At 65.1% G+C, this 24490-nt stretch carries 24 protein-coding genes; 22 read left to right on the top strand and 2 right to left on the bottom strand.

Annotated features, from left to right (window positions below; all coding sequences use genetic code 11):
• The first annotated feature begins 172 nt into the window (after nt 1-172).
• The 22 genes from ACQKPZ_RS13450 to qhpG all read left to right on the top strand — a co-directional run bounded on the left by ACQKPZ_RS13450 (nt 173) and on the right by qhpG (nt 21058).
• Entirely contained in the window at nt 173-1657 is a 1485-nt protein-coding gene (locus ACQKPZ_RS13450) for an ABC transporter substrate-binding protein (RefSeq protein ID WP_427538914.1), read from the top strand.
• A 12-nt stretch (nt 1658-1669) separates the two neighbouring features.
• Complete coding sequence (locus tag ACQKPZ_RS13445; protein ID WP_427538709.1) at nt 1670-2311, top strand: SurA N-terminal domain-containing protein; 642 nt, start codon at nt 1670-1672, stop codon at nt 2309-2311.
• 249 nt (nt 2312-2560) lie between these two features.
• The gene (locus tag ACQKPZ_RS13440) at nt 2561-3094 is read left to right on the top strand and encodes a response regulator (RefSeq protein ID WP_391133531.1); all 534 of its coding nucleotides are present in this window, start codon (nt 2561-2563) and stop codon (nt 3092-3094) included.
• A 183-nt stretch (nt 3095-3277) separates the two neighbouring features.
• On the top strand, nt 3278-4951 hold the full coding sequence (locus tag ACQKPZ_RS13435; protein WP_427538706.1) for a GspE/PulE family protein: 1674 nt from the start codon (nt 3278-3280) through the stop codon (nt 4949-4951).
• Entirely contained in the window at nt 4935-5714 is a 780-nt protein-coding gene (locus tag ACQKPZ_RS13430; RefSeq protein WP_427538703.1) for a hypothetical protein, read from the top strand. Before ACQKPZ_RS13435 ends, ACQKPZ_RS13430 begins: the two co-directional genes overlap by 17 nt.
• Before the next feature lies 1 nt (nt 5715).
• The gene (locus ACQKPZ_RS13425; protein WP_391133522.1) at nt 5716-6258 is read left to right on the top strand and encodes a PilN domain-containing protein; all 543 of its coding nucleotides are present in this window, start codon (nt 5716-5718) and stop codon (nt 6256-6258) included.
• On the top strand, nt 6245-6805 hold the full coding sequence (gene pilO / locus ACQKPZ_RS13420) for a type 4a pilus biogenesis protein PilO (protein WP_391133519.1): 561 nt from the start codon (nt 6245-6247) through the stop codon (nt 6803-6805). The genes ACQKPZ_RS13425 and pilO overlap by 14 nt, the downstream gene beginning before the upstream one ends.
• The gene (locus tag ACQKPZ_RS13415) at nt 6805-7314 is read left to right on the top strand and encodes a hypothetical protein (protein ID WP_427538700.1); all 510 of its coding nucleotides are present in this window, start codon (nt 6805-6807) and stop codon (nt 7312-7314) included. Before pilO ends, ACQKPZ_RS13415 begins: the two co-directional genes overlap by 1 nt.
• Nucleotides 7311-9176, top strand: coding sequence for a secretin N-terminal domain-containing protein (locus tag ACQKPZ_RS13410; RefSeq protein WP_427538698.1), 1866 nt, complete (start codon nt 7311-7313; stop codon nt 9174-9176). The genes ACQKPZ_RS13415 and ACQKPZ_RS13410 overlap by 4 nt, the downstream gene beginning before the upstream one ends.
• Nucleotides 9173-9652 (top strand): type II secretion system protein, encoded by a 480-nt coding sequence (locus ACQKPZ_RS13405; protein ID WP_391133510.1) that lies wholly within the window; start codon nt 9173-9175, stop codon nt 9650-9652. Before ACQKPZ_RS13410 ends, ACQKPZ_RS13405 begins: the two co-directional genes overlap by 4 nt.
• 5 nt (nt 9653-9657) lie before the next feature.
• On the top strand, nt 9658-10032 hold the full coding sequence (locus ACQKPZ_RS13400) for a type II secretion system protein (protein ID WP_110742120.1): 375 nt from the start codon (nt 9658-9660) through the stop codon (nt 10030-10032).
• Nucleotides 10007-10534 carry a type II secretion system protein gene (locus ACQKPZ_RS13395; protein WP_427538695.1) on the top strand — a complete coding sequence of 176 codons (528 nt, stop codon included), beginning with the start codon at nt 10007-10009 and terminating at the stop codon, nt 10532-10534. Before ACQKPZ_RS13400 ends, ACQKPZ_RS13395 begins: the two co-directional genes overlap by 26 nt.
• Entirely contained in the window at nt 10531-10926 is a 396-nt protein-coding gene (gene csgE / locus ACQKPZ_RS13390; protein ID WP_403195888.1) for a curli production assembly/transport protein CsgE, read from the top strand. Before ACQKPZ_RS13395 ends, csgE begins: the two co-directional genes overlap by 4 nt.
• Complete coding sequence (locus ACQKPZ_RS13385) at nt 10923-11336, top strand: curli assembly protein CsgF (protein ID WP_300021022.1); 414 nt, start codon at nt 10923-10925, stop codon at nt 11334-11336. The genes csgE and ACQKPZ_RS13385 overlap by 4 nt, the downstream gene beginning before the upstream one ends.
• Before the next feature lie 34 nt (nt 11337-11370).
• Nucleotides 11371-12222, top strand: a complete 852-nt coding sequence (locus tag ACQKPZ_RS13380) for a CsgG/HfaB family protein (RefSeq protein ID WP_339550521.1) — start codon at nt 11371-11373, stop codon at nt 12220-12222.
• A 502-nt stretch (nt 12223-12724) separates the two neighbouring features.
• A complete protein-coding gene (locus ACQKPZ_RS13375) occupies nt 12725-12961 on the top strand; it encodes a hypothetical protein (RefSeq protein WP_427538912.1) in 237 nt (78 codons plus the stop codon).
• Nucleotides 12962-13252: 291 nt separating this feature from the next.
• Nucleotides 13253-14569 carry a hypothetical protein gene (locus ACQKPZ_RS13370; protein WP_427538692.1) on the top strand — a complete coding sequence of 439 codons (1317 nt, stop codon included), beginning with the start codon at nt 13253-13255 and terminating at the stop codon, nt 14567-14569.
• 328 nt (nt 14570-14897) lie between these two features.
• Nucleotides 14898-15134 carry a hypothetical protein gene (locus ACQKPZ_RS13365; protein ID WP_427538909.1) on the top strand — a complete coding sequence of 79 codons (237 nt, stop codon included), beginning with the start codon at nt 14898-14900 and terminating at the stop codon, nt 15132-15134.
• A gap of 324 nt (nt 15135-15458) precedes the next feature.
• A complete protein-coding gene (locus ACQKPZ_RS13360; protein WP_427538689.1) occupies nt 15459-17369 on the top strand; it encodes a sigma-54-dependent Fis family transcriptional regulator in 1911 nt (636 codons plus the stop codon).
• 3 nt (nt 17370-17372) lie between these two features.
• Nucleotides 17373-19106, top strand: a complete 1734-nt coding sequence (locus ACQKPZ_RS13355) for an ABC transporter ATP-binding protein (protein WP_427538686.1) — start codon at nt 17373-17375, stop codon at nt 19104-19106.
• Nucleotides 19096-19773 carry a subtilisin-like serine protease QhpE gene (qhpE, locus tag ACQKPZ_RS13350; RefSeq protein WP_427538683.1) on the top strand — a complete coding sequence of 226 codons (678 nt, stop codon included), beginning with the start codon at nt 19096-19098 and terminating at the stop codon, nt 19771-19773. Before ACQKPZ_RS13355 ends, qhpE begins: the two co-directional genes overlap by 11 nt.
• A complete protein-coding gene (gene qhpG / locus ACQKPZ_RS13345) occupies nt 19766-21058 on the top strand; it encodes a flavin-dependent monooxygenase QhpG (RefSeq protein ID WP_427538680.1) in 1293 nt (430 codons plus the stop codon). The genes qhpE and qhpG overlap by 8 nt, the downstream gene beginning before the upstream one ends.
• Nucleotides 21059-21197: 139 nt before the next feature.
• Here qhpG and ACQKPZ_RS13340 read toward each other — a convergent pair whose 3' ends face one another.
• Together ACQKPZ_RS13340 and ACQKPZ_RS13335 are read right to left on the bottom strand one after the other, a co-directional pair.
• Entirely contained in the window at nt 21198-22511 is a 1314-nt protein-coding gene (locus ACQKPZ_RS13340; protein WP_427538677.1) for a hypothetical protein, read from the bottom strand.
• A gap of 154 nt (nt 22512-22665) precedes the next feature.
• A complete protein-coding gene (locus tag ACQKPZ_RS13335) occupies nt 22666-24159 on the bottom strand; it encodes an aldehyde dehydrogenase family protein (protein ID WP_427538674.1) in 1494 nt (497 codons plus the stop codon).
• Between the last annotated feature and the right edge of the window lie 331 nt (nt 24160-24490).

Here is a 24490-nt window from a genome sequence, read left to right as displayed (position 1 = left end):
CGATCGGGCGCGCAGCGGCCGCAATACCGGCACACGCGTTGAACCTGATGATACACATGCGCAGGTCCTGCGGCCGCTGCGCGCCCGATCGCGACACAAGGCCGCTCCTACAATGATTCGTGTCGGCATTGAAAAAGTATTGCGCACTCTGGCATTCGCATCGGGCATTGCCATGTGTACCGGTGCATTGGCCCTTGACCTCACCGACCACGAGCAAGCCGGCAAACGCCTCTATCGCGAGGGCGTCTCCAGCAGTGACGCCCAACTGCTGGCCCGTGTCGGGGCCAGCAGCATGAGCGTGCCCGCCAGCGTACTGCCCTGCGCGAGCTGCCATGGCAACGACGGCCGTGGCCGTGCCGAAGGTGGCGTGCGCCCACCCAGCCTCGACTGGCAACGCCTGGCACTCGGCCCAGGCGCGCGCGAAGCCAATGGCCGCAACTACCCGGCGTATACCGACGCCAGCCTGGCACGCGCTATCCAGCATGGCGTGGACCCGGCCGACAACCGCCTGGACCCGGCCATGCCACGCTTTGAATTGACCCTGGCCGACCAGCGTAACCTCACGGCCTATCTCAAACGCCTGGCGCAGGAGCGCGACCCAGGTGTGGAGGAGGGCGTGCTGCGCTTGGGTACCTTGCTGCCGGCATCCGGCCCGCTGGCCGAAGCGGGGCAGGTGGTGCGTGCGGTGCTGGAAGACGGCGTGGCGCAACTCAACCAGCAAGGTGGCATTCACGGGCGGCGCCTGGAGCTGGTGGTGCTTGACCCTGGTTTGGACCCGGCCAGCGCCGAACACGCCTTGCAACTGTTGCTGGAGCAGGAGCGCGTGTTCGCCCTGGTCTCGCCCCTGGCGCCGATGCTCGACGCGCGCCTGGCAACCTTGCTGGCACCGCAGAATGTACCCCTGATCGGCAGTACCCCGCGCAGCGGCGGCAGCTCACAGATATTCGACCCGCTGCCCGGCTTGCCCGTGCAGTTGCTCAGCCTGGCAGGCCATGCCCGCACGGCGCTGGGCCTGGCCCCAGGCGACCTGCGCGTGGTGTATGCCGGTAACGAGCAGGCTGCGTTGGCCGAGCAGGTGCGCGAACGTTTGCAGCAACAGGGCTGGGCGCCACCTGCCGTCCAGGCCTTCGACGGCCAGGCCGTGGACGGGCAGGGCATCGTCTTCCTTGGTCGCGCCCAGGCCTTCGCCGAGCTGGCAGCGAGCTTGCAGGCAGCTGGCCGCCAGCCCTACCTGTTCGCGGCCTCAAGCCAGGTGGCCGGCGTCGTGGCGCGCTTGCCCGCGCAGTGGTCGCAGCGGGTGTTCCTGGCCTACCCCTATGTGCCTGAAGACTGGACCGAGCAGGGCCTGGCGACCCTTGCCGGGCTACAGCAGCGCCAGGGCCTGGACCCCCGCCAGGCATCGTTGCAGGTCAATACCCTGTGCGCCTTGCGCCTGCTGAGTGAAGCGCTGAAGCAGATCGGCCGGGACGCCAGCCGCGAGCAACTGATTGCCGCGCTGGAAGGCCTGCACGATGTAACGACCGGCCTGACCCCGGCGCTGGGCTTCGGCCCCGGTCGCCGGCAGGGCATGGCCGGTGCCCATGTGGTGGCGGTGGCGCTGCCCGGGCCCCGCTTCACTTCGGTCACCCCATACCGGCCGGTGCCGGATACCCCTTGAACGGAGGCTGCCATGCGTAGCGTATTGCTGTGCCTGTTGCTGGTGCTGGCCGAGGTGAGCTGGGCCGATGTGCCGGCAGCGCGGGTGAATGGCGTGGAAATCAGTGTGACGCGCCTGGAGCGCTATTTCACTGAATACCTGAGCGCCCAGGGGCGCGCGGTAACCAGCATCCGCAACCCAGGTTTGTACAAGCGCCTGCGCGACCAGGCCCTGGACGAGCTGATCGACAAAGAGTTGCTCTGGCAGGAGGCCAGGCGCCAGGGCATCGCCATCAGCGATGAGCAGGTGCGGGCGCATGTGGGCGAGGTCGAAACCGCGTTTGGCAGCCCGGCAATTTTCGAACGGCGGCTGGCGGAGGCGGGCTTTGATAGGGCACAGTACACTGAATACACCCGGCAAGACATGGCGGCCCAGCAGGTGTATGCCCAGCTCAGCGCAGTCGACACGCCGAGCCAGGCTGAGGTGGAGGCATTTTATGATGCCAACCAGCAAAGACTGCAAGGAGCGCAGAACCAAAGTGATAACCCTTCGGTCATACGTGAGCAGGGCCTGGTCTTGGCCAGGGCAGCGCTCATCAGCACGCGAGAAGCGGATGCGCGCCGTTCCGTGCGCCAACGTTTGCGTGACGCCGCTAACGTGGAGGTTGCTGACTGAGGCCCCTGATGGCGTTTCCCCCAAAGCTGGGGAATTAAGGTTTGGCCATGTGCCATCATTTTCCCCGCTTGTGGGGAACAGGGTGGGTGCGCCTGGCCGCCGCGATTCGGGAGTTGGGATGCGCGTTAGTAAAATCAATGACTTACAGCGGTGCAACATGACTATTCACGCCTGGCACGAAGCCTGCTCAAGCCTGTACAAGGGCGCACTTCGCAGACCGGGTAACCGGGCAGTACTTGGGAGTCGACCTTGGTGAACAGAGTATTGGTAGTCGATGACGAACAGACCCTTGCGCAGAACCTGCAGGCGTATTTGCAGGCGCAAGGCCTGGATGTTCATGTTGCCCACGACGGTGCCAGTGGTATCGAACAGGCTGCAAGCCTGGCACCGCAAGTGATCGTGCTGGATTACCGCTTGCCCGACATGGAGGGTTTTCAGGTTCTGGAGGCCGTACGCAAGAACAGGCAGTGCCATTTCGTGCTGATTACCGCCCACCCCACTGTTGAAGTGCGTGAGCGGGCCGCCGAACTCGGTGTGAGTCATGTCCTGTTCAAGCCGTTCCCGCTGGCGGAACTGGCACGTGCGATTTTCGACCTGATGGGCATCGAGCGCCGGCGCAGGGCCACGGACAACCCGGCAGAAGGGTTCGTCGAACGACGCCAGAACAGGAACGAATCGTTCCCCCTGCAGTTGTACGATGGAAGCTGGGTGTTGGCTGACCGCCGCCGTAATGGCGCCAAGCCCCCGGGGCCCGACGACGAACAACTGCTCACAGGGGAATAGCGGCGCCCGCACCCCTGGCCGAGCCAGCCTGCGACGCGCCCCTGAGCGGAGTCGCAGGCCATGCCAGAAGCATTCGATGCAACCCGGGATTTGCAACAGCCTGCACCGGCCTCTTCGCGGGCATGCCCGCTCCCACAGGATACGCGTGATCTTCAGGTTTGCAGTGAACCTGTGGGAGCGGGCATGCCCGCGAAGAACCCAGCACCACTTTCAGCCTACCCCCGCGACCTGTTGGCCCAGGCCCGCCTGCAAGCCAGCGACGAGCGCGTACTCACCTGCCTGGAAAGGCTGGCCTGCGACACCCCCGACACCTTCACCCGCCGCCTGGGCCTGACCCTGCACTACCCGGTGCTGGACAGCCACACCTTGCTGGCCAGCACCCCGCGCTTCGACAAGGTGACCCTGGCCCAATGCCTTAAACGCGAATTCGTGCTGATCGAGCAAGGCGGCCAGTTGCTGGGCGTGTTCGCCGACCCGTTCGACCACGCCCGCCTGGCGTGGATCGACGATGTGCTGCAAGGCGCACCGCTTTACCTGGCCCACGCCGCCGAGCTGGCCACCTTCCTGGCCCGCCACGAAGAAAGCTTCCACGCCGTCGATGCCCTTGACCATGACGCCGAGGCCAGCAGCGAAGGCGACCCGCTGCAACGCCTGTCGCTGGCCAGCATCAGCGAAGACCAGAGCCGCGTGGTCAAACTGGTCAACTCCACCCTGTACGACGCCCTCAAGCTGCATGCCAGCGACATCCATCTGGGCATGACCGGCCAGGGCCTGACCATCAAGTACCGAATCGACGGTGTGCTGAACGGTGCCGGCAAAGCCAGCGGCAGCGCCTTTGCCGACCAGGTGATTTCGCGCATCAAGGTCATGGCCGAGCTGGACATCGGCGAAAAACGCGTGCCTCAGGATGGCCGCTTCAAGGTGGCGGTGGGCGACCGCCAGATCGACTTCCGTGTGTCGATCATGCCCAGCATCTTTGGCGAAGACGCCGTGCTGCGGGTGCTCGACAAGCAGGACTTGTCCGACCGGGTCAGCGGCGTGCAGTTGCAAGCGCTTGGCTTTGCCGACGAGACCCTGCGCGCGCTGCGCCGGCTGGCCGCCGAACCCTACGGCATGATCCTGGTCACCGGCCCCACCGGCAGCGGCAAGACCACCACCCTGTACGCCATGATCAGCGAGATCAACCACGGCGTGGACAAGATCATCACCATCGAAGACCCGGTCGAGTACCAACTGCCCGGCGTGCTGCAGATCCCGGTGAACGAGAAGAAAGGCCTGACCTTTGCCCGTGGCCTGCGCTCAATCCTGCGCCACGACCCGGACAAGATTCTGGTCGGTGAAATCCGCGACCCGGACACTGCCCAGATCGCCGTGCAATCGGCGCTCACCGGCCACCTGGTGTTCACCACCATCCACGCCAACAACGTGTTCGATGTAATCGGCCGCTTCAGCCAGATGCAGGTCGACCCCTACAGCTTCGTTTCAGCGCTCAACGCGGTGCTGGCCCAGCGCCTGATCCGCCTGGCCTGCCCGCATTGCGCCACGCCCTGCGAGCACGACGACGACACCCTGTACGGCTCGGGCCTTACCCGTGAAGGCGTGGCCGGCTGGAAGTTTGTGCGCGTGCAGGGCTGCGGCCAGTGCCGTGGCAGCGGCTACCGCGGCCGCAGCGCCATCGCCGAGCTGCTGCACCTGGACGACGACCTGCGGCAAATGATTGTCGAGCGTCGCCCCCTGTCGCAAATCAAGACACACGCCTGCCAGCGTGGCCTGCGCCTGCTGCGCGCTTCGGCCCTGGACCTGGTCCGTGATGGCCGCACCACCCTTGAGGAGATCAACCGTGTCACATTCATCTGATCGTTTCTGCGCCGTACTCGGCGCCGAGGGTGTCGGCTTGGGTTGCTGGCACAAACACCAGCACCGGTGGCTGGGCAGCCGCGAGTTCAGCTGCGATGCCGCCCAACCAGCCTGGGCCGCCGCTGTGGACGCGCTCACCGCGCTGCTGGCCGAGCATGCCGTGCGTGGCGCCCAGTTGCGGGTGCTGCTGTCGGCCCGCTACAGCCGCTTCTGCCTGGTGCCCTGGAGCGACGCAATCGGCAGCCCGCGTGAGCTGGACGCCTATGCCCGGGCCTGTTTCGAAAACCTCTACGGGCAGCCGCTGGACGACTGGCGCATCGTGCTGTCGCCCGAGCCTGCCGGCGCCCCCCGCGTCGCCACGGCGCTGCCCGAAGCCCTGCTGCAACGGTTGCAGGGGCTGGGCCGGGAAAGCCGCCTGAGCCTGCGCTCGGTACAGCCGTACCTGATGGCAGCCTACAACCGTTGCTCGCCGCAGCTGGAGCAGGGCGACTTCCTGTTCGTGCTGGCCGAACCGCGCCGCAGCGTACTGCTACTGGCGGCTGGCGGTGCCTGGCAGCAAGTGCTGGCGCAAGGCTGCGCCGACAGCGACCAGGCCCTGCAAGCGTTGATCGAGCGCACCTGCGAGCTGTACGGCGAGCAGATGCCCCGGGTGTACCTGCATGCCCCAGGCCGGGGCGACGTGCCGCAACTGGCGGCGGTGCAGCTGTGCCAGCCGGCCAGCGAAGCCGACCCGCTGTGCGCCATGTGGCGGGCGGTGGCCTGACATGCGCCGCCTCGAACTGGAATTCCAACCCCGGCGCAGCGGCCCGCTGGCCTGGTCGCTGCTGGCCCTGGGCAGCGCCTTGATCGCCGGCCTGGTGCTGCTGCAGCAAACCTTGCAGAGCGAGCAGGTGGACCTTGAAGCCAGCGTGCACAGCCTGGAGCTGCAACTGGGCCGCCGCCCGGCCACCGCCGCACCTTTGAGCAGTGCCGCCAGCCGCGAACAGGCCGAGCGCCTGGCGCAGATGCGCAGCGTATCCCAGCAACTGCAACGCCCTTGGCAGCAGCTGTTTGCCATGCTCGAAGCCATGCCACAGGACGATGTCGCGCTGCTTGGCCTGACCCCTGACGCGCGCAAGGGCCAGGTGCGCATCAGCGCTGAAGCACGCAGCCTGGAAGCGATGCTGCAGTACCACCAGCGCCTGGAAGCCAGCGATGAGCTCAGCGATGTGTCGCTGCTCAACCATGAAGTGATGGCCGCACAGCCTGAGCACCCGGTGCGCTTCACCCTCACCGCCACCTGGGAGACCGGCCATGCGCGCCCTTGAGCTGAACAGCCTGATTCTTCAGGAACGCCTGCGCCGCGTCGGCCCGGTCGGCCTGGCGGCGGTCGCGGTGGTTTTGCTGGCCGTGGGCGTGGCAGCTGCTGGCGTGCTGCCGCAGTGGCAGAACGTGCGCGAGCTGCGTGCCACCGAAGCGGACGCCAGTGTGCAGGTCGGGCGGGTCAAGCGTGGCGAGTTGAAGATCGCCACCAAGCCCGAGCAACAGGCGCTCGACAGCCTGCGCCAGCAACTACCGGGGCAACCCCAGGCCAGCGAGCTGATCGAACGCCTGTACCACCTGGCCAGTGCCGAGCACATCAGCCTGGCCCGTGGCGAGTACGCCCTGGGCATCGATCCCAAGACCCAACTGGCGCGTTACCAGATCGTGCTGCCAGTGCGCGGCAGCTACCCGCAGATTCGCGGCTTCCTCAAAGGGCTGCTGAAGCAACTGCCGACCCTGGTGCTGGAAGACCTCGAACTGCAACGCAAACGTATCGGCGACAGCGAGCTGAATGCCCGCCTGCGCATGACCCTTTACCTGTCGAGGTCGTGATGAACACACAACGTGCAGTCATCTGGGCCGGCTTCCTCGGTTTGAGCGCGGCTATTGCCTGGGCGCCGGGGCATTGGTTCGGCCAGGACGACGGCGTCGCGGCCTTCGCGGGCTCGCCCGCTCCCACAGGTTCGGCGGCGCCCACAAATCCTGTGGGAGCGGGCGAGCCCGCGAAAGGGCCGGAACAGGCTTCCCGCGATCTGTTCCCAACCCAGCGGTGGACCAAACCCCAAACCCTGGCCACCGTCACCGAACAACCCGTGGTCGCCGCCCCGGTCGTGGCCGCCGCCCCGACTGCCCCTGAGCTGCCGTTCCAGTTCATCGGCCGCATGGGCAACAACGACGACCTGCAGATCTTTCTGCAGAGCGGCGAAAAACTCTACGTCGTGCGTCAGGGCGACATCATCGAAGACACCTATCGCCTCGATCGGGTATCGGCCGAAGAGCTGCGCCTGGTCTACCTGCCTTTGCATCAGTTGCAGACTTTGTCTGTAGGGAGCGCACCATGAAACCGTCCAAGCTATGCAAACCTGCCCCGTTCCTGCTGGTGGCGCTGTGTGTGGCCATTGCCGGTTGCGGTTCCACTGCCGTGCGCAAGGACAGCGACCAGCTGATGAAGGAAGGCCAGTACGAAGCCGGTATCGCCCGCCTGGAAGAAGCCCTGCGCGATGACCCGCGCGACACCGAGCTGAACATCGCCCTGGCGCACAGCCGCCAGGCGGCGGTCGAGGCGCTGCTGGGCCAGGCCGATGCCGACCGCATCCGCCATGACTTTGCCAATGCCCGCATGGGCTATGGCCGGGTGCTGACGCTGGAGCCGAACAACCGCCGCGCCCAGGAAGGTATCCGCCAGCTGGAGCTGATCCGTACGCTGGACGAGCGTGTGGCCCTGGGCCAGGCCGCACTGCGCCAGGGCGACCTGTTCGGCGCCGAGCGCTACATGCGCGAAGTGCTGCGCCTGGACCCACAGAACCAGAAGGGCATGGCCCTGCGCAGCGACATCGAGAACGTGCAGGCGCGCACTGCCCAGCCGTACCCACAGTTGCGCAGCAAGCTGGAGCGGCCGGTTACCCTGGAGTTTCGCGATGCCAACCTGAAGACCATCTTCGAGGTGCTGTCGCAGGTGGCGGGTATCAACTTCATCTTCGACAAGGACATGCGCCCGGACATGAAGGCCACCATCTTCGTGCGTGAAGTGCGCATCGAAGACGCCGTGGCGCTGTTGCTGGAGCAGAACCAGCTGCGCCAGAAGATCGTCAACGACAACACCCTGATGGTGTACCCCGACTCGCCGCAAAAGACCAAGGACTACCAGGAACTGGTCATGCGCACGTTCTACCTGACCAGCATCGATGCCAACACCGCGCTGAACATGGTCAAGACCATGCTCAAGACCCGCGACGTGTTCGTCGACGAGCGCCTCAACACCCTGACCATGCGCGACACCCCGGATGCCGTGCGCATGGCCGAGAAGCTGTTGCAGTCGCAGGACCAGTCCAACCCCGAGGTCGTGCTGGAAGTGGAGGTGATGGAAGTGGCCACCTCGCGCATCCTCGACCTTGGTTTGCAATGGCCCAACACCTTCGGCGTGCTCAGCAACGACGGCAAGCCGGTGAGCGTGCTCGACCAGCTGCGCGGTATCGACTCCAGCCGCATCAGCATCTCGCCGGCGCCGCAGGCCAAGATCAATGCCCAGGACAAGGACATCAACACCCTGGCCAGCCCGGTGATCCGCGTCAGCAACCGTGAGCAGGCGCGCATCCACATCGGCCAGCGGGTACCGATCATCAGTGCAACCTCGGTGCCGTCTACCCAAGGCCCGGTGATTACCGAAAGCGTCACCTACCTGGACGTCGGTTTGAAACTTGAAGTGCAGCCCACCGTGCACCTGAACAACGAAGTGGCGATCAAGGTGGCCCTTGAAGTCAGCAACGCCACCCCGCTGGAGGCCACCCGCCAGGGCACCATCCCGGTCCAGGTCGACACCCGAAACGCGCAGACCAGCCTGCGCCTGCACGATGGCGAAACCCAGGTGCTGGCCGGCCTGGTGCGCAACGACCACAACGCCAGCGGCAACAAGATCCCCGGCCTTGGCGACATTCCCGGCCTGGGGCGGCTGTTCGGCAGCAACAAGGACGACATGAGCAAGAGCGAGCTGGTGCTGGCGATTACCCCGCGCATCGTGCGCAACCTGCCGTACCAGAGCCCGTCGGACATGGAGTTTTCCACCGGTACCGAGTCGGCCATGCAGGTACGCCAGATGGCGCCGCTGCCGCCCATGGACGTACCCGGCAATGCGCCGACTACCGACTCGCCCGTGGTGGAAAGCCAGATGGCGGCCACCCCGGTAACTGTGAGCCCGCGGCCATGAAAGCGCAGCGCCGCATGCAGGGCTTCAGCCTGATCGAGGTGGTGCTGACCCTGGCACTGCTCGGGCTGCTGGCCAGCATGGCCGCGCCGCTGACCGAAACCGTGGTGCGCCGCGGCAAGGAGCAACAGCTGCGCGAGGCGCTGTACCAGATTCGCGACGCCATCGACGCCTACAAGCGGGCGTTCGATGCCGGCTACATCGAGAAGCGCCTGGACGCCAGCGGTTACCCGCCAAACCTGCAGGTGCTGGTGGAGGGCGTGCGCGATGTGCGCAGTGCCAAGGGCGCCAAGTTCTACTTCCTGCGGCGCATCCCGCACGACCCGCTGGTGGCGGCCAAGGGTGAAGACGAAGGCGGCTGGGGCCTGCGCGCCTACGACAGCAGCCCCGACAACCCGCGCCAGGGCGAAGACGTGTTCGATGTCTATTCCAAGGCCCGTGGCAAAGGCCTGAACAACATCCCTTACGGGCAATGGTGACAGCCATGAAACGCAGCAAAGGCTTCACCCTGATCGAACTGCTGGTGGTGATGGCGATTATCGCCACGCTGTTGACCATCGCCATGCCGCGCTACTTCAACAGCCTGGAAAGTTCCCGCGAAGCCACCCTGCGCCAGAGCCTGTCGGTGCTGCGCGAGGCGCTGGACCACTACTACGGTGACACCGGTCACTACCCGGATTCGCTGGAGCAACTGGTGGAGCAGCGCTACCTGCGCAACACCCCGGTCGACCCGATCACCGAGCGCAGCGATGCCTGGCAGCTGGTGCCGCCCCCTGAAGGCGTGGCCGGCGGCGTGGCCGATATCAAGAGCGGTGCCACAGGGAGGGCGCGTGATGGCAGCCTCTTCGCTGAATGGTAAGGCCAACGCTGGCTTCACCTACCTGGGCGTGCTGCTGCTGATTGCGGTCAGCAGCGTGGCCCTGGCCGCCACCGGCACGATCTGGGCCAGCGCCGCCCAGCGTGACCGCGAGCGCCAGCTGCTGTGGGTGGGCGGCCAGTACGCCCAGGCCCTGCGCAGCTACTACCGCGCCTCGCCGGGCCTGGCCCAGTACCCACAGGACCTGGCTGACCTGCTGCAGGACAACCGCTTCCCGCAGGCCAAGCGGCACATTCGCAGGTTGTACCCCGACCCGATTACCAACAGCGACGAGTGGGGCTTGCTGCGTTCCATCGACGGCCGCATCACCGGCGTACATAGCCGCTCGGACGCCACCCCGTTCAAGCGCAGCGGTTTCAGTACCGAGTGGAGTGGTTTCGAAGGGCTGGAACATTACAGCGACTGGCAGTTCGTCGCCGAGCAGGCCTTTACCGAGGGTGCCGACGGCGTGCAGACCCACAGCGGCCCGGGAGATACGCCATGAACAGCCTGGCTGCGCTGTGCCTGGGCCTGCTGCTGGTGCTGGCCACGTCGGCCAAGGCCGGGGACGAGGATGAGATGCAGGGTTTCATCGTCGACAACACCATCTCGCACATCGGCCACGACTTTTACTACTACTTCGCCGACCGCCTGCGTGCCACCAGCCGCCTGGACTTCAACCTCGTGGTGCGCGAACGCCCGGATGCCCGCTGGGGCAGCCTGGTCACCGTGGAGTTCGAACGCGAAGTGATGTACCGCCGCTTCCTGCCACCGAACACCACCGAGCTCAAAGACGAGGCCGTTGCAGCCGCCGACCTGGTCAAGCAGCAAATCATTCAACGCAAGCTGCAACGCCTGCTACAGGACACCACCGACTTGGAGAGGGACGAGCTATGAACCACCGCATTTCACGTTGCATTGCCGCCTGCCTGCTGGCCAGCGCTTGTGCTGCCCAGGCCACCGAGCTGGTGTACACCCCGGTCAACCCAGCGTTTGGCGGCAACCCGTTGAACGGCACCTGGCTGTTGAACAACGCACAGGCGCAAAACGATTACGACGACCCCGACCTCAAGGACCGTGCCTCGGCCTTTACCGGCACCACCGCCCTGGAGCGCTTCAGCAACCAGCTGGAGTCGCGGATGTTGTCGCAGTTGCTGGACAACATCAGTAACGGCAGCACCGGCAGCATGGCGACCGATGCGTTTCTCATCGACGTCATCGACGATTCCGGGGCCTTGAGCATCAAGGTCACCGATCGCGCCACAGGAGAAATTTCGATCATTGAGGTCAGCGGCCTGAACCCCTGAGAGGGAAAGGCTTTTATGTTGGGGAGAGAACACCATGAAACGTCTGCTGAGCACGCTGCTGATCCTCACCGCCTTGGGCCTGCAAAGTGGTTGCAGCCTGCGCGAACCCATGTCGGCCGAACAGGACTCGGAAACCCCGACCCTGACCCCACGGGCCTCCACCTACTACGACCTGATCAACATGCCACGGCCCAAAGGCCGGCTGATGGCCGTGGTGTACGGCTTCCGCGACCAGACCGGGCAATACAAGCCCACCCCGGCCAGCTCTTTCTCCACCAGCGTCACCCAGGGCGCGGCCAGCATGCTGATGGACGCCCTGAGCGCCAGTGGCTGGTTCGTGGTGCTGGAGCGTGAAGGCCTGCAAAACCTGTTGACCGAGCGCAAGATCATCCGCGCTTCGCAGAAAAAGCCTGATGTGGCGGAAAACATCATGGGCGAGCTGCCACCGCTACAGGCTGCCAACCTGATGCTGGAGGGCGGCATCATTGCCTACGACACCAACGTGCGCAGCGGCGGCGAGGGCGCCCGCTACCTGGGGATCGATATCTCCCGCGAGTACCGGGTCGACCAGGTAACCGTTAACCTGCGCGCGGTGGACGTGCGCACCGGGCAGGTACTGGCCAACGTGATGACCAGCAAGACCATCTACTCGGTCGGGCGCAGTGCCGGGGTGTTCAAGTTCATCGAGTTCAAGAAGCTGCTTGAGGCTGAGGTGGGGTACACCACCAATGAGCCGGCGCAGCTGTGCGTGCTGTCGGCGATCGAAGCGGCAGTGGGGCATTTGCTGGCGCAGGGGATTGAGCGGCGGTTGTGGCAGGTTGCGGGGGATGCAGGGGATGGCAAGGCGACGGTGGACAAGTACCTGAGTCAGAATCAGCAGCCTTGATCGACCTTGAGGGCCTCTTCGCGGGCTTGCCCGCTCCCACAGGTATGGCGTCGCTCTTGAGAGCACACCGTACCTGTGGGAGCGGGCAAGCCCGCGAAGAGGCCGGATCTGGCAACAGAATTGTTACTGAAGGCCCGCCAGCCTTGAAAGCTTTCCCTAGGGCCGGTAGGCTTCCTCCGCTGCTGTAAATCCAGCAGCCGGGTTTGGTCACCCGCAATCATCAAGGCGCACAAGCGCCCGCTCTGCGATACAGTTGGCGCTTTTTTGTGCCCGGCTGTTTCGTTCTATGGCGGCTGTGCGTGGGGCGCCTTCGTGCGCGCCGGTTTCCTTGATTCCCGGTTGACCAACCCGCGTACAGTCGCCACCCATTCGTTTGGTCACGTTGTGTGGCGGCTCCAGTGAATCAAGGAGCGACACAATGACAAAAGGCTTACCTGATCCTCCCGTTCGCGCCACCACGGCGGCCTCCAGTTTTTCCACCTGTGAATGCAGCCACCCGCCATTGTTTGCCGTGCGCTCGGGGGTGGATTACGAAGATGCGCTGGTACACCTTTCCACGCTGCTCAAGGGCGCATTTGCAACCAACCTCACGGCGCTGGAGCTGGCCAAAGGGACCTGCCGTGATCTGTTGTTGAGCAATGACCATGGGCTGGATTCGGCCAAGGCGGTGGTGGAGGCGTTGCTGGATGGGGTTGAGAGGCAGCAGCTGGCCGGGCAGAAGGCGGCGTCGAGTGTCTGACGAGACTCGGGTGTTGGTGAGACCGATCGATTGACCTCGAGGGCCTCTTCGCGGGCTCGCCCGCTCCCACAGGTACAGCGCAGTCCTCAGGCTTGGTGCGAACCCTGTGGGAGCGGGCAAGCCCGCGAAGAGGCCGGTTCAGGCGGCAACGATTAATGGGTTCTTGCTGAACGCTCTGGGGCTGCCTCCACATCGGCCTCCTATCATTTCTGCCAGTAGTCGTCCTGACCCTCAAGATGAATAAATACTTTGGCCAACCCGTACTCAAGACTAAGGCCAAGGTCCATTATCATGCGAAAAATCGCCTGCCTACTCCCCTTGCTCATCAGCGGTTGCGTCGCCGTACCGCACTCAACTACATCCAGCGTTGCCTCGCTCGACAAGCGAGGCAGTGAGGCGGTCACCGAGCTGACGCGCTGGTACCAAAGCACCACCGAAGACTGCGGTGGCCCGGACAAGCCCGGTTACCTGTGCAGCGGTATCGCCCTGCGTACCACGGGCAGCAGCCCGGACTTCTTGCCATGGGAACCCAGCGACAGCCAGATCACCAAGGGCAGTGTCGCGTTCTCGTGGCTACGCCACGACAGCAATTTCGGCAAGCCATTCGGTAATCAGAACGGCTTGATCATGTATCCGACCCAGGCTGTACCTGAAGGCAAGGTTGCCAACCTGCACGTGCTCTGCACCTTCCCCATCAATGCCAACACCAACCAGCGGGCTACGTTGCAGGGCTGTGGTCCGATCACAGGTTATGAGCAAACCACCGACACCTGCCAGGCGCTGGATATCACCACGGCGCAACAATGGCTGGACAGCTATCCGCAGGCTGGCAATTACCGTGTGTGTGGGTGGGACATGCGTGCTCAGCAAGGCAGCACCGCCAAAGGCTTCCAGACGGCTATTGCTGCGCGCGCGGGCCTTGCTGACGAGCTGTGGAACATTAACAACGAAGTGCTGCTGCCGGTGTGGGAAAAGGGTAAGGGTGGGACGTTGCCGGTGCACTCGTTCTTCTACGTCGAAGCGGAGCGCGAGGCGTTGGCCAAGGCGCAATACGACCAAATTCGTTATCAGCAGCAATATCAACAGTCGATACCTGTGGTATCGGTCGCGTTCCCCAACAGCAAGGCAGGCAGTGCCACGTTCACTTACGATGCGCAGGACCAGGCCGTGGGCCGTCCAACACCCACGCCCAGTATCAATTTTGAGGCGCTTGCGGTTGGTCAATACCCACGGGTCACTGCCAACGGCGTCGAGTTCCAGCTGGACCGCGGCAAGCGTGGTGTCAGTGACAAGCCACACGAGGCTAGCGAAGGGCGTATCGTGGGTAAGCACCTTGAAGTGGACTCGGCTATCAAGTTTGTGCTTGAAGGTGCCGGGCGGCGGTTGGTGCGGTTTTCGTGGGGGTGCAACAGCTATTGCGGGATGCAGACTTTGATCGCAGGGGATTCTGAAGAACTTTCCGAAGACGGGCCGGGCGACATGCGGTATGGCACAAAGGAATTCATTATTGACGGCCCTGAAGTGGTGGTGGTGACTGTAGACACGGAAGAGGACGATAGCTTGCTGGTACTGGATAACCTGGAAGTACAGAAACTGCCCAGCCGGTAGGGCGTGGCGCGAACTCTGCGGGTTTACCCGCGAAGAGGCCGGTGCAGGCGACCGAGAGAAGTGTTACTGCACATGCCCCTCGCTTCCAACGCTTCCCCGACATCGGTAGTTTATGGCGGCTGTGCGTAGGGCGCCTCCGTGCGCGCCGGTTTCCTTGATTCCCGGTCTACCAACCTGCGTACAGCCGTCACCCATTCGTTTGGTAGCGATCTGTGGCGGCTCCAGTGAATCAAGGAGCGACACAATGACAAAAGGCTTACCTGACCCTCCCGTTCGCGCCACCACGGCGGCCTCCAGTTTTTCCACCTGTGAATGCAGCCACCCGCCATTGTTTGCCGTATGTTCGGGAGTGGACTACGAAGATGCGCTGGTGCATTTGTCCACGCTGCTGAAAGGCGCATTTGCTACCAACCTCAAGGCGCTGGAGCTGGCCAAAGGGACCTGCCGTGATCTGTTGTTGAGCAATGACCATGGGCTGGATTCGGCCAAGGCGGTGGTGGAGGCGTTGCTGGATGGGGTTGAGAGGCAGCAGTTGGCCGGGCGGAAGTCGGCGTCGAGTGCCTGACGGGGCTCGGCTATTGCTGATGTCGATCGATATCACTGATTGACCTCGAGGGCCTCTTCGCGGGCTCGCCCGCTCCCACAGGTACAGCGCAGACCTCAGGCCTGATGCGAACCCTGTGGGAGCGGGCAAGCCCGCGAAGCAGGCGACGCGGTGGATGGCGCCGGCCAGCCAGCCCCCACAGGGTTTGCGCCACCTTCAGGTCACCAGCCCAGCTACACCCCAATCCATCCACTACCAGATGACGCCCAGCCATTTCTCCCGCACACTGCGGAAAATTCCCAAGCCCGTCTCCCGCCACCTTGCGGGGCACAGCCGGAGTAGAAAATGGCGCGACAACTAATAACAAACGCCCACGACCCGCTGCACGAATCCCGCCAGGCCCGCCTGAAACTGGCGAGTGAGGGCGAGCTGCCGCTGGGCATGCTGCGCGACGAGATCGACGCCTCCTGGCGCCGCAGCCTCGGCCATGGCCTGGACAGCCTGCAAGGCGAGCAAGTTGGCCTCGGCCTGGAACACGGCCATGATTTGCGTACCCTGCTGGAACGCAACCGCCTGCTGGTCGATGCCGTTACTCCCGAACTCGACTACCTGGTCTCGCGTCAGGGCAAGGCTGGCATCATCATCCTCGGCGACGCCAAGGCCAACGTGCTGGCCATCGAGGGCCAGACCCACGTACTCAGCCGCGAGGGCCTGCGCGACCTGCAACCGGGTAGCTGCTGGAGCGAAACACTGCGTGGCACCAACGCGATAGGTACAGCGGTGGTGGAAGGCCGCCCTACGCTGATCAACTGCGGTGAACATTACCTCGACCGCCTCAGCCCGTTTTCCTGCACCTCCGTCCCCCTGCGCGACCCGCGTGGCGAGGTGATCGGCGTGCTCGACATCACCCGCGAAGGGGTGATGGCGCAGCCACAGGACAGCCTGACAACGCTGATGCTGGCCGCCGGCAACATCGAAAGCCGCCTGTTCGGCCTGTGCCACCCCGAGCAACTGGTGCTGGCCTTCCACAGCCGCCCGCAATACCTCAACAGTGCCTGGCACGGCCTGCTGGCGCTGAGCCTGGACGGTGAAGTGCTGGCCGCCAACGACAGTGCCTGCCAGTTGTTGCAGGTGCCACGCCAGGAGCTGATCGGCCGGCGCAGCACTGACCTGCTCGGCGAACGCTCACCTGCGTTCATTGCACGCCTGTGGCAGGGCGGGGTGAGCAGCGTGCAGACGGCCAAGGGCGAGTTCTACTTCCGCGCCTTGCAGCTGCCACGACATGGCCGGGTCAATGGCAGTGCGCCGGCAAGCAAACCGGCGCCTGGCAAGCAGTCGCCCGCACTCGAAGCATTGGCGGGCGGCGACCCACGTTTGGCGCGCAACCTGCGCATGGCCCGCCAAGGGCTGGGCAATGGCCTGCCGGTGCTGCTGCTGGGCGAGACCGGTACCGGCAAGGAAGTGGTTGCCCGGGCGTTGCACCAGGCCAGCCCGCGGGCCGACAAACCGTTTGTGGCCGTCAACTGCGCGGCCATCCCCGAAGGGCTGATCGAGTCCGAACTGTTTGGCTACCGCGAGGGTGCGTTCACCGGTTCGCGTCGGGGCGGCATGGTCGGGCGGCTGATGCAGGCCCATGGCGGCACGCTGTTCCTGGATGAAATCGGCGACATGCCGCTGGCCCTGCAAGCGCGCCTGCTGCGGGTGTTGCAGGAGCGCCGTGTGGCGCCGCTGGGGGCAGGTGACGAGCAGGACATCGATGTGGCGCTGATCTGCGCCACCCACCGCGACCTCAAACGCCTTGTGCAAGAGCAGCACTTTCGCGAAGACCTTTACTACCGGGTCAACGGCGTGTCGCTGCGCCTGCCGGCGCTGCGCGAGCGAGATGACCTGGGCGCGATCATCCAGGGGCTACTGGACAAGTCCGAAGCCCGTGGCGTAACCCTCGACCCGGCGCTGGCTGCCTTGCTCGAAGGCTTCGACTGGCCGGGTAACATCCGTCAGCTGGAGATGGTGGTGCGCACGGCGTTGGCCATGCGCGAGGACGGCGAGCAGGTGCTGACACTGGACCACCTCACCGATTGCCTGCTGGACGAGTTGGCCAGCGGCACGGCGCCTTCCGGCAGCCTCAAGGACAACGAGCTTGAGATGATCCGCGGCGCCCTGGCGCGCCACCAGGGCAATGTGTCGGCGGCGGCCGATGCGCTGGGGATCAGCCGGGCGACGCTGTACCGCAAGCTCAAACAGTTGCGCGGCTGAACCATGGGCCCATTGTTCGCGAGGCTGGTGGAGTCCAGCGACCCTGTACTCATGCGCCAGGCATTGGCCTGGTTGTATGGTTTCGTGCGCCCGCACCGGCGTGCCATCTGCCTGCTGCTGGGCCTGTCGCTGGGTGCCTCGCTGCTGGCGCTGGCGCAGCCCTGGCTGGTCAAGACACTGATCGACGAGGGGCTGTTGGCCAAGGATTACCAGACCCTCTGGCACATGGCGGCGATCATGATTGGCGCGGGCCTGCTGGGTACCGTGCTGGCCGGGGTCAACCGCTACCTGCACACGCGCCTGTCGGGGCGCATCCTGTTTGCCCTGCGCGATGACCTTTACCGGCACTTGCAGCAGTTATCGCCAACGTTCTACGGGCGACGGCGCATGGGCGACATCCTTTCGCGGCTGGACGGCGATGTGGCGGAGATCCAGCGCTTTGCCGTGGACTCGTTGTTCTCGGCCGTGTCGGCGGTGATCGGGCTGGTGGGGGCGGTGGGCCTGATGCTGATGCTGTCGTGGCAGTTGTCGCTGCTGCTGGCGCTGCTGGTGCCGATCGAAGTGCTGTGGCTGCGCTGGATGCGGCGCAAAGTGGAGCGCGAAGTGCGCAACCTGCGTGAGCGCTCGGCGGATGTGTCGTCGTTCCTGGTGGAGACCCTGCCGGCCATGAAGTTCATTCAGGCTGCCGGCCAGCAAGGCCGTGAGGCAGGGCGGCTGGACCAGCTGGGCCAGGGCTACATGCGCCAGCTGCTCAAGGTGCAGGTGACCGAATTCTTCACCCAGGCCATCCCCGGTACGCTGACCTCGTGGTGCCGCGCCTGCGCGTTTCTGGTTGGCGGCTGGTGGGTCATCCAGGGCACCTGGCAACTGGGTGCATTGATCGCCTTTTCCACCTACATGGGCATGGCGGTAGGGCCGGTGCAGAGCTTGCTGGGCCTGTATGTGGCGGTGCAGCGCATGGCCGTGAGCCTGGGCCGGGTAATGGAGCTGAAGCAGGAGCCGGTGGCGGTGCGCCCGGCTGCCAATCCGCAGCCTATGCCGGAAGGGCCCGGCGAGTTGCAGCTTGAAGGGGTGGGCTTTGCCCATGAAAGCCGCCAGGGCGCGGTGCTGAACAACGTGCAGGTGCGTGTGCCGGGCGGCCTGAAGGTGGCCATCAGCGGCGCATCAGGGGTGGGCAAGTCGACCCTGATCGACCTGCTGCAGCGGTTCTACGACCCGGACGCCGGGCGCATTCTGCTGGATGGCACCGACCTGCGCGAGCTGGACCTGGCCGCATTGCGCAGGCGCATCGCGGTGGTCAGCCAGGACATCGTACTGTTCCGTGGCACGCTGGCGCAGAACCTGGCCTATGGTGTGCCCGAGGCCAGTCGTGAAGAACTGGAACGGGTAGTGCGCCTGGCACGCCTGGACAGCCTGGTCGAGAGCCTGCCGCTGGGCCTGGACGGCCTGCTGGGCGAGCGTGGCCAGCAACTGTCCGGCGGGCAGAAGCAACGTATCGCCATCGCCCGTGCGGTGCTGCAGGCCCCGGCGATCCTGGTACTGGACGAGGCCACTTCGGCAGTGGACGAAGCCACCGAGCGTGAAGTGATCGCGGCCATCGACCAGTTGTTTGCCGGTCGCACGCGCATTCTGATCAGCCACCGGGCTTCTACCCTGGCCGATGCCGACCTGCACTTGCGCCTGCATGACGGCCAGTTGCAGGTGCTGCCGCAGGAGGTGATCAGGCATGGGCTCTGACGTGCGCGTTGGCATCATCGACAGTGGCTGCACGCTGGAGCAGGCCAACGGTTTGCTGGGCGCCCGGCGTTTCTGGCTGGAAGACGGCCAGTTGCGTGAAGGCGAAATGCTGCCCGACCAACTCGGGCACGGCAGTGCGGTACTTGCCGGCGTGGAACGCGAAGCTGGTGCGGCACCGTTGCTGATGGCCCAGGTGTTCAGTGACCAGGCCAGCACCAGTGCCTTGCAGGTAGCGGCCGCGCTGCTGTGGCTGGTGGAGGCCGGGGCCACGCTGGTCAACCTCAGCCTGGGGTTGCAGCAGGACCGCCCCGTGCTGCACCAGGCCTGTGCCGAGGCGCTGGCGGCTGGTGTGCTGTTGTGTGCATCCAGCCCGGCGCAGGGTGGGCCGGTGTACCCGGCTAGTTACCCTGGGGTGCTTCGACTGACCGGTGATGCGCGTTGCGCGCCTGGCGAGTGGTCCTGGCTTGGTACCCGGCAGGCGGACTTTGGCGGTTATGTAGGCGCGGGCGGTAGAGCAGGTGCGAGCCTGGGCTGTGCAGCGTTGAGTGGGAGGATTGCCGCTTTGCTGCGTGACGAGCCGGGTATGGATCGCCAGCAGATCCATGACTGGTTGCGCGCTCACGCAAGGTTCATCGGCCCTGAGCGGCGGGGGGCCAGCCATGGCTGAGCCGCGCATCGTGGTGCTGGGCGCCGGCCCTGCAGGTGCTGCCACGGCCATCGGCCTGCGGCGGTTGGGCTATACGGTGACGGTGGTGTCCGAGTGGCGCCGTTTTGCGGCGGTTGAGGGGGTTTCGCAGCGGGTGCTGGAGGGCTTGCGGCATGCGGGCCTTGGCGGGGCCTTGAGCCAGGCGGCCATGCCGGCTACCCGGCAGGTGCACTGGAATGGCCAGCACCTGCACATGAACCAGGAGTTTCTGCTCGACCGACAACGGTTTGACCGGGCGCTGCGTGACGACCTTCAGCGTGCAGGCGTGCACATGGTCGAGGGGCGCGTGCGTGAGGTGGTGCACGAGGGCTGTCATCATGTACGTCTGGACGATGGGCAGGTGCTGGTCGCTGATTTCCTCGTCGAGGCTCGCGGCCGCCAGGCACCGCTGGCCGCAGACCGTTTGCGCGGGCCGGAGACAGTCAGCCTGCTGAATGTCTGGCAGGGGAGCCCCGGGGCGCCGGCCTCGGCAGTGGAGAGCCTGAAGGATGGTTGGGCGTGGATGGCGCGGCTTGAGGATGGCCGCTGTTACTGGCAGGTCACGCTGGACGCCGTTGGGCTACCGGGCAAGGCCGGGCTCGCAGACTACTGCGCGGCGCGGCGTGGCCTTAGCACGCTGGTGGCCGAACTGTTCGATGCCCAGGCGCTGATGCCGGCAGAGGTGCATGCACGCAGCAGTACCGCGATTCTGGCCGGGGAATGCGTTGGGCAGGACTGGATACGGGTGGGTGATGCCGCGATGGCGGTTGACCCACTGTCGGGCAACGGCATTTTCCAGTCGCTGTCTTCGGCGTTGCAGGCGCCGGTGGTGATCAATACGTTGCTGCGCAGGCCCGAGCGCGCTGCATTGGCGCGTCAGTTTCACCAGCAACGGGTCGAGCAGCTGTTCTTGCGCTTTGCCCGGATCGGGCGCGACTTCTACGGGCAGGAGCAGGGGCGCGCAGGGCAGCCGTTCTGGGGGCGACGGCAAGGCTGGCCGGATGCGCAGCCGTTGCATATGGCTGCGGATTGGAACGTGGTGCGGGTCGAGCGGCGGCCGGTGCTGCGTGATGGGTTGGTGGACGAAGCCGAGGTGGTGGTGACGGCGGACCAGCCATTGGGGGTGTGGCATTTGCAGGGGGTGGAGCTGGCGCCTGTGGTGCGGGAAATTCGCAGTGGCCAGCCGGTTGAGGCCGTGTTGTCTGGCTTGGCGGGTGAGCAGCAGATGATGGTGCGGCGCTGGTTGTTGGAGCAAGGGTTGGTTTGAGATTGCCGGGGCCGCTTTGCGGCCCTTTCGCGACACAAGGCCGCTCCTACAAGATTAAGCGCCGTCCATAAGCTTGCGCGGTCCCTGTAGGAGCGGCCTTGTGTCGCGATGGGCTGCAAAGCAGCCCCAAAATCTCGAATCAGAAGAAAGTCCCGACCACCAGTTGCAGATAGGTCCCGGCGTCCGTCCCACCCAATTGCGTCCCACCATTGGCCGCACTGCGCTCCGGCTTGTAGAACCCCACCACCGGGCTGATCAGCAGGTGGTCGTTGACCATCCATTCCACATACAGGTCCAGCTCACGCCCACCGAGGTTGCCCTGGTCGGTGTCCAGGGTGTCGAAGTCGAAGTACAGCGCGCCAACGGTCAGGTTGTCCCGGGGCTTGCCCTTCAGGGCCACATGGTGCACCTGGCTGTTTTTGTTGAACGGCCCGGCATAGTTGGCCGCCACTTCGCCCTGGAACCAGGTGCCGTAACCTCGGCTCAGGCCATAGAACAGGGGGTCGAAGCCTTCGGAGAATCGGCTGTAGCGGTAGGTGGCGGTGGGCGTCCAGGGCAGTTCGGAGAACGTCCAGTTACCCTCCAGGTACCAGGCGTTCTCGCGCCCGCCGGTCTTGTCCTGGGTGACGTATTCGGCGGCCAGCTCCAGGTCTTTTACGCCGAGGTTGCCGCGACCGCGCAGGCTGGCGGTGTCCATGCCGTCGCGGTGCTCCAGGCCCATGATCTGGGCGTAGCGCTGGTCCACATCGAGGCCGCGGATCCAGCTGAGGCCGACGGTGCCGTTGTCGCCGACATGCTCCAGGTTGGCCACCGCCATTGAGGTGTCGGCCTGGTAATGGTTGTCGGACTTCAGCCACATCAGGTCGCCGCGCCAACCTTGCTTGCCGCCCAGGCGCAGCACGGCGGTGCGGTCGAAGGCCTTGCGGGCGGCCAGGTAGTAGGCGCCGCCGCGGTCGAAGTTGGCGCCCAGGTCGACCTTGCCCAGGTTTACCGGGTCACCCTGGATCAGGAAGCCGTCACCCAGTGTGACCACCTGGCGCCCGCCGGAAATGTCCACGCCGTCTTCGCCCAAGGCCGGGAACAGGTTGCTTGAGCGCCAGCCCAGGTACAGGTCTTCGATGGCGGTGCGGCGCTCGTCGCCCAGGGTCAGGCCGGCGGCATCGCCATCGCCCCAGGTGGCGGAGCTTAGCAGGTTGAAGGCGCCGTAGAGTGCACCGGCATCGGGCAGGGCCTGGCTGCCGCTGAGGCCGTACTTGATGTAGCCCTCCTGCCAGGCGGTGCTGCCGGGTTGGCGGTTGCCGGCCTGGTTGTAGCTTTCGTCGCTGTGGAAGACGCCGAACAGGGCTTCGAGGTCGGCGTTCAGGGTGGTGCCGTTCTGGTTGTACAGCTCGTAGGCTTGGGTGGCGGGTGCGGTCAGCAACAGGGCCAATGTGCAGGCGAGTGTGTGCCTCATGGGTTTGCTCCATGGTTTTTATTGTTGTTTTTGTATTGCCTGTACCGGCCCTATCGCCGGCAAGCCAGCTCCCACAAGTACGGCACAGGACCTGAGGGCAGTGGATACCTGTGGGAGCTGGCTTGCCGGCGATAGGGCCGGTACAGGAAAAAGGTCAGAGCTTGATCAACACCGACTTGAGCTCGGTGTAATGCTCGATGGCCGCGGCCCCCATCTCACGCCCGACGCCAGACATCTTGTAGCCACCAAACGGTAGCGCCGGGTCCAGCGCGCTGTGGCAGTTGACCCACACCGAGCCCGACTTGATGCGTGGGATCATGCGGTGCACCGCGGCCAGGTCGTTGGACCAGATGCTGGCACCCAACCCATAGGGATTGTCGTTGGCCATGCCGATAACCTCGTCCAGGTCGTCGAAGGGCATCGCCACCAGCACCGGGCCGAAGATTTCTTCCTGCACCAGGCGGTGGTGCTGGTCGACATCGACGATCACCGTCGGCTTGACGAAGTAACCTGGGCCAAAGCCTTCGCCACCGCAGGCGATGGTCGCACCCAGTTCGCGGCCAAGCTCGATATAGCCGGTAACACGGTCCTGTTGCTTGGCCGAGATCAGCGGCCCCATCTGCACGGCCGGGTCCAGCCCGCTACCCAGCTTCATGCCGTTGGCGATGCCGGCGATGTCGGCCACCACGTTGTCGAAGTGCTTGCGGTGCACATACAGGCGGGAGCCGGCGCAGCACACCTGGCCCTGGTTGAAGAAGATTGCCGTGGCCGCACCGGCAGCGGCCTCCTGCAGGTTGGCGTCTGGCATGACGATGGTCGGCGACTTGCCGCCCAGCTCCAGGGTGACGCGGGTCATGTTGTCCATGGCCGCCTTGCCGATCAGCTTGCCGACTTCGGTGGAGCCGGTGAAGGTCAGCTTGTCTACGCCGGGGTGACGGCTGAGCGCGGCGCCAGCATTCAGGCCGGTACCGGTGACCACGTTGAACACGCCGGCCGGGTAGCCGGCTTCGTCGACCAGTTCAGCCAGCTTGAGCACGCTCAGCGGTGTTTCGTCAGCCGGCTTGAGCACCACGGTGCAGCCGGTGGCCAGCGCCGGGCCGAGCTTCCAGCAGGCCAGCAGCAGCGGAAAGTTCCAGGCGACGATGGCGCCGACCACGCCGACAGCTTCACGGCGCACAAAGCCGTGGAACTGGTCATTGGGCATCAACGGCATGGAGGCTTCGACGGTGCTACCCTCGATCTTGGTGGCCCAGCCAGCCATGTAGCGCAGGAAGTCGATGGCCAGTTGCACGTCCATCACCTGGGCCACGGCGGCGCTCTTGCCGTTGTTCAGGCATTCCAGCTCGGCCAGCTGGCGGGCGTCACGCTCCATCAGGTCGGCCAGGCGCCACAGCAGGTTTTGTCGCTCACGCGGGCGCAGGCGGCTCCACGGCGAATCGTCGAAGGCCTGGCGTGCTGCGCGCACTGCGCGGTCGACATCCTCGGCCTCGGCGGCAGGCACTTCACCTAGCACTTCGCCGGTGGCCGGGTTGCGGAACGACAGGGTGCGACCGCTGGCGGCGTCCTGCCAGTCGGCGCCGATGCGCATCTTCAGCTTGCGTTCGAGAAAGGCGCGGGTGGCGGGCAGGATGGGCAGGTCGGAAAGCATGGGGCTGTGCCTCTTGTCATTGGATGTGACGGGCATAAGCGCAATGGGCGTGCCAAGGTGGGAAAATGGCCGCAAAGTGTTGAAGGCGTTGGGTTTTGCCTGGGTGCAAGGTTGTGATTGCAGGCGTGCGCTGTTGCACATTGAGACGGTGTGAGACGGTGGTGGAACAAAAAAAGCGGGGCCGCTGTGCGGCCCTTTCGCGACACAAGGCCGCTCCTACAGGGGACCGCGTGCAGCCTGTAATCGATGGACTCGCCCCCGCCGAGGCATCACAGTGCCACGGTGGCGTTCGAAGAAGCCAACGGCAGCGAGGGCGAGACCATGAAAAAGC

Source organism: Pseudomonas sp. NPDC089547 (genome assembly GCF_050280665.1).
In the GTDB taxonomy this organism is placed as follows: domain Bacteria; phylum Pseudomonadota; class Gammaproteobacteria; order Pseudomonadales; family Pseudomonadaceae; genus Aquipseudomonas.
This window is presented reverse-complemented; position numbering and strand designations above follow the sequence as displayed.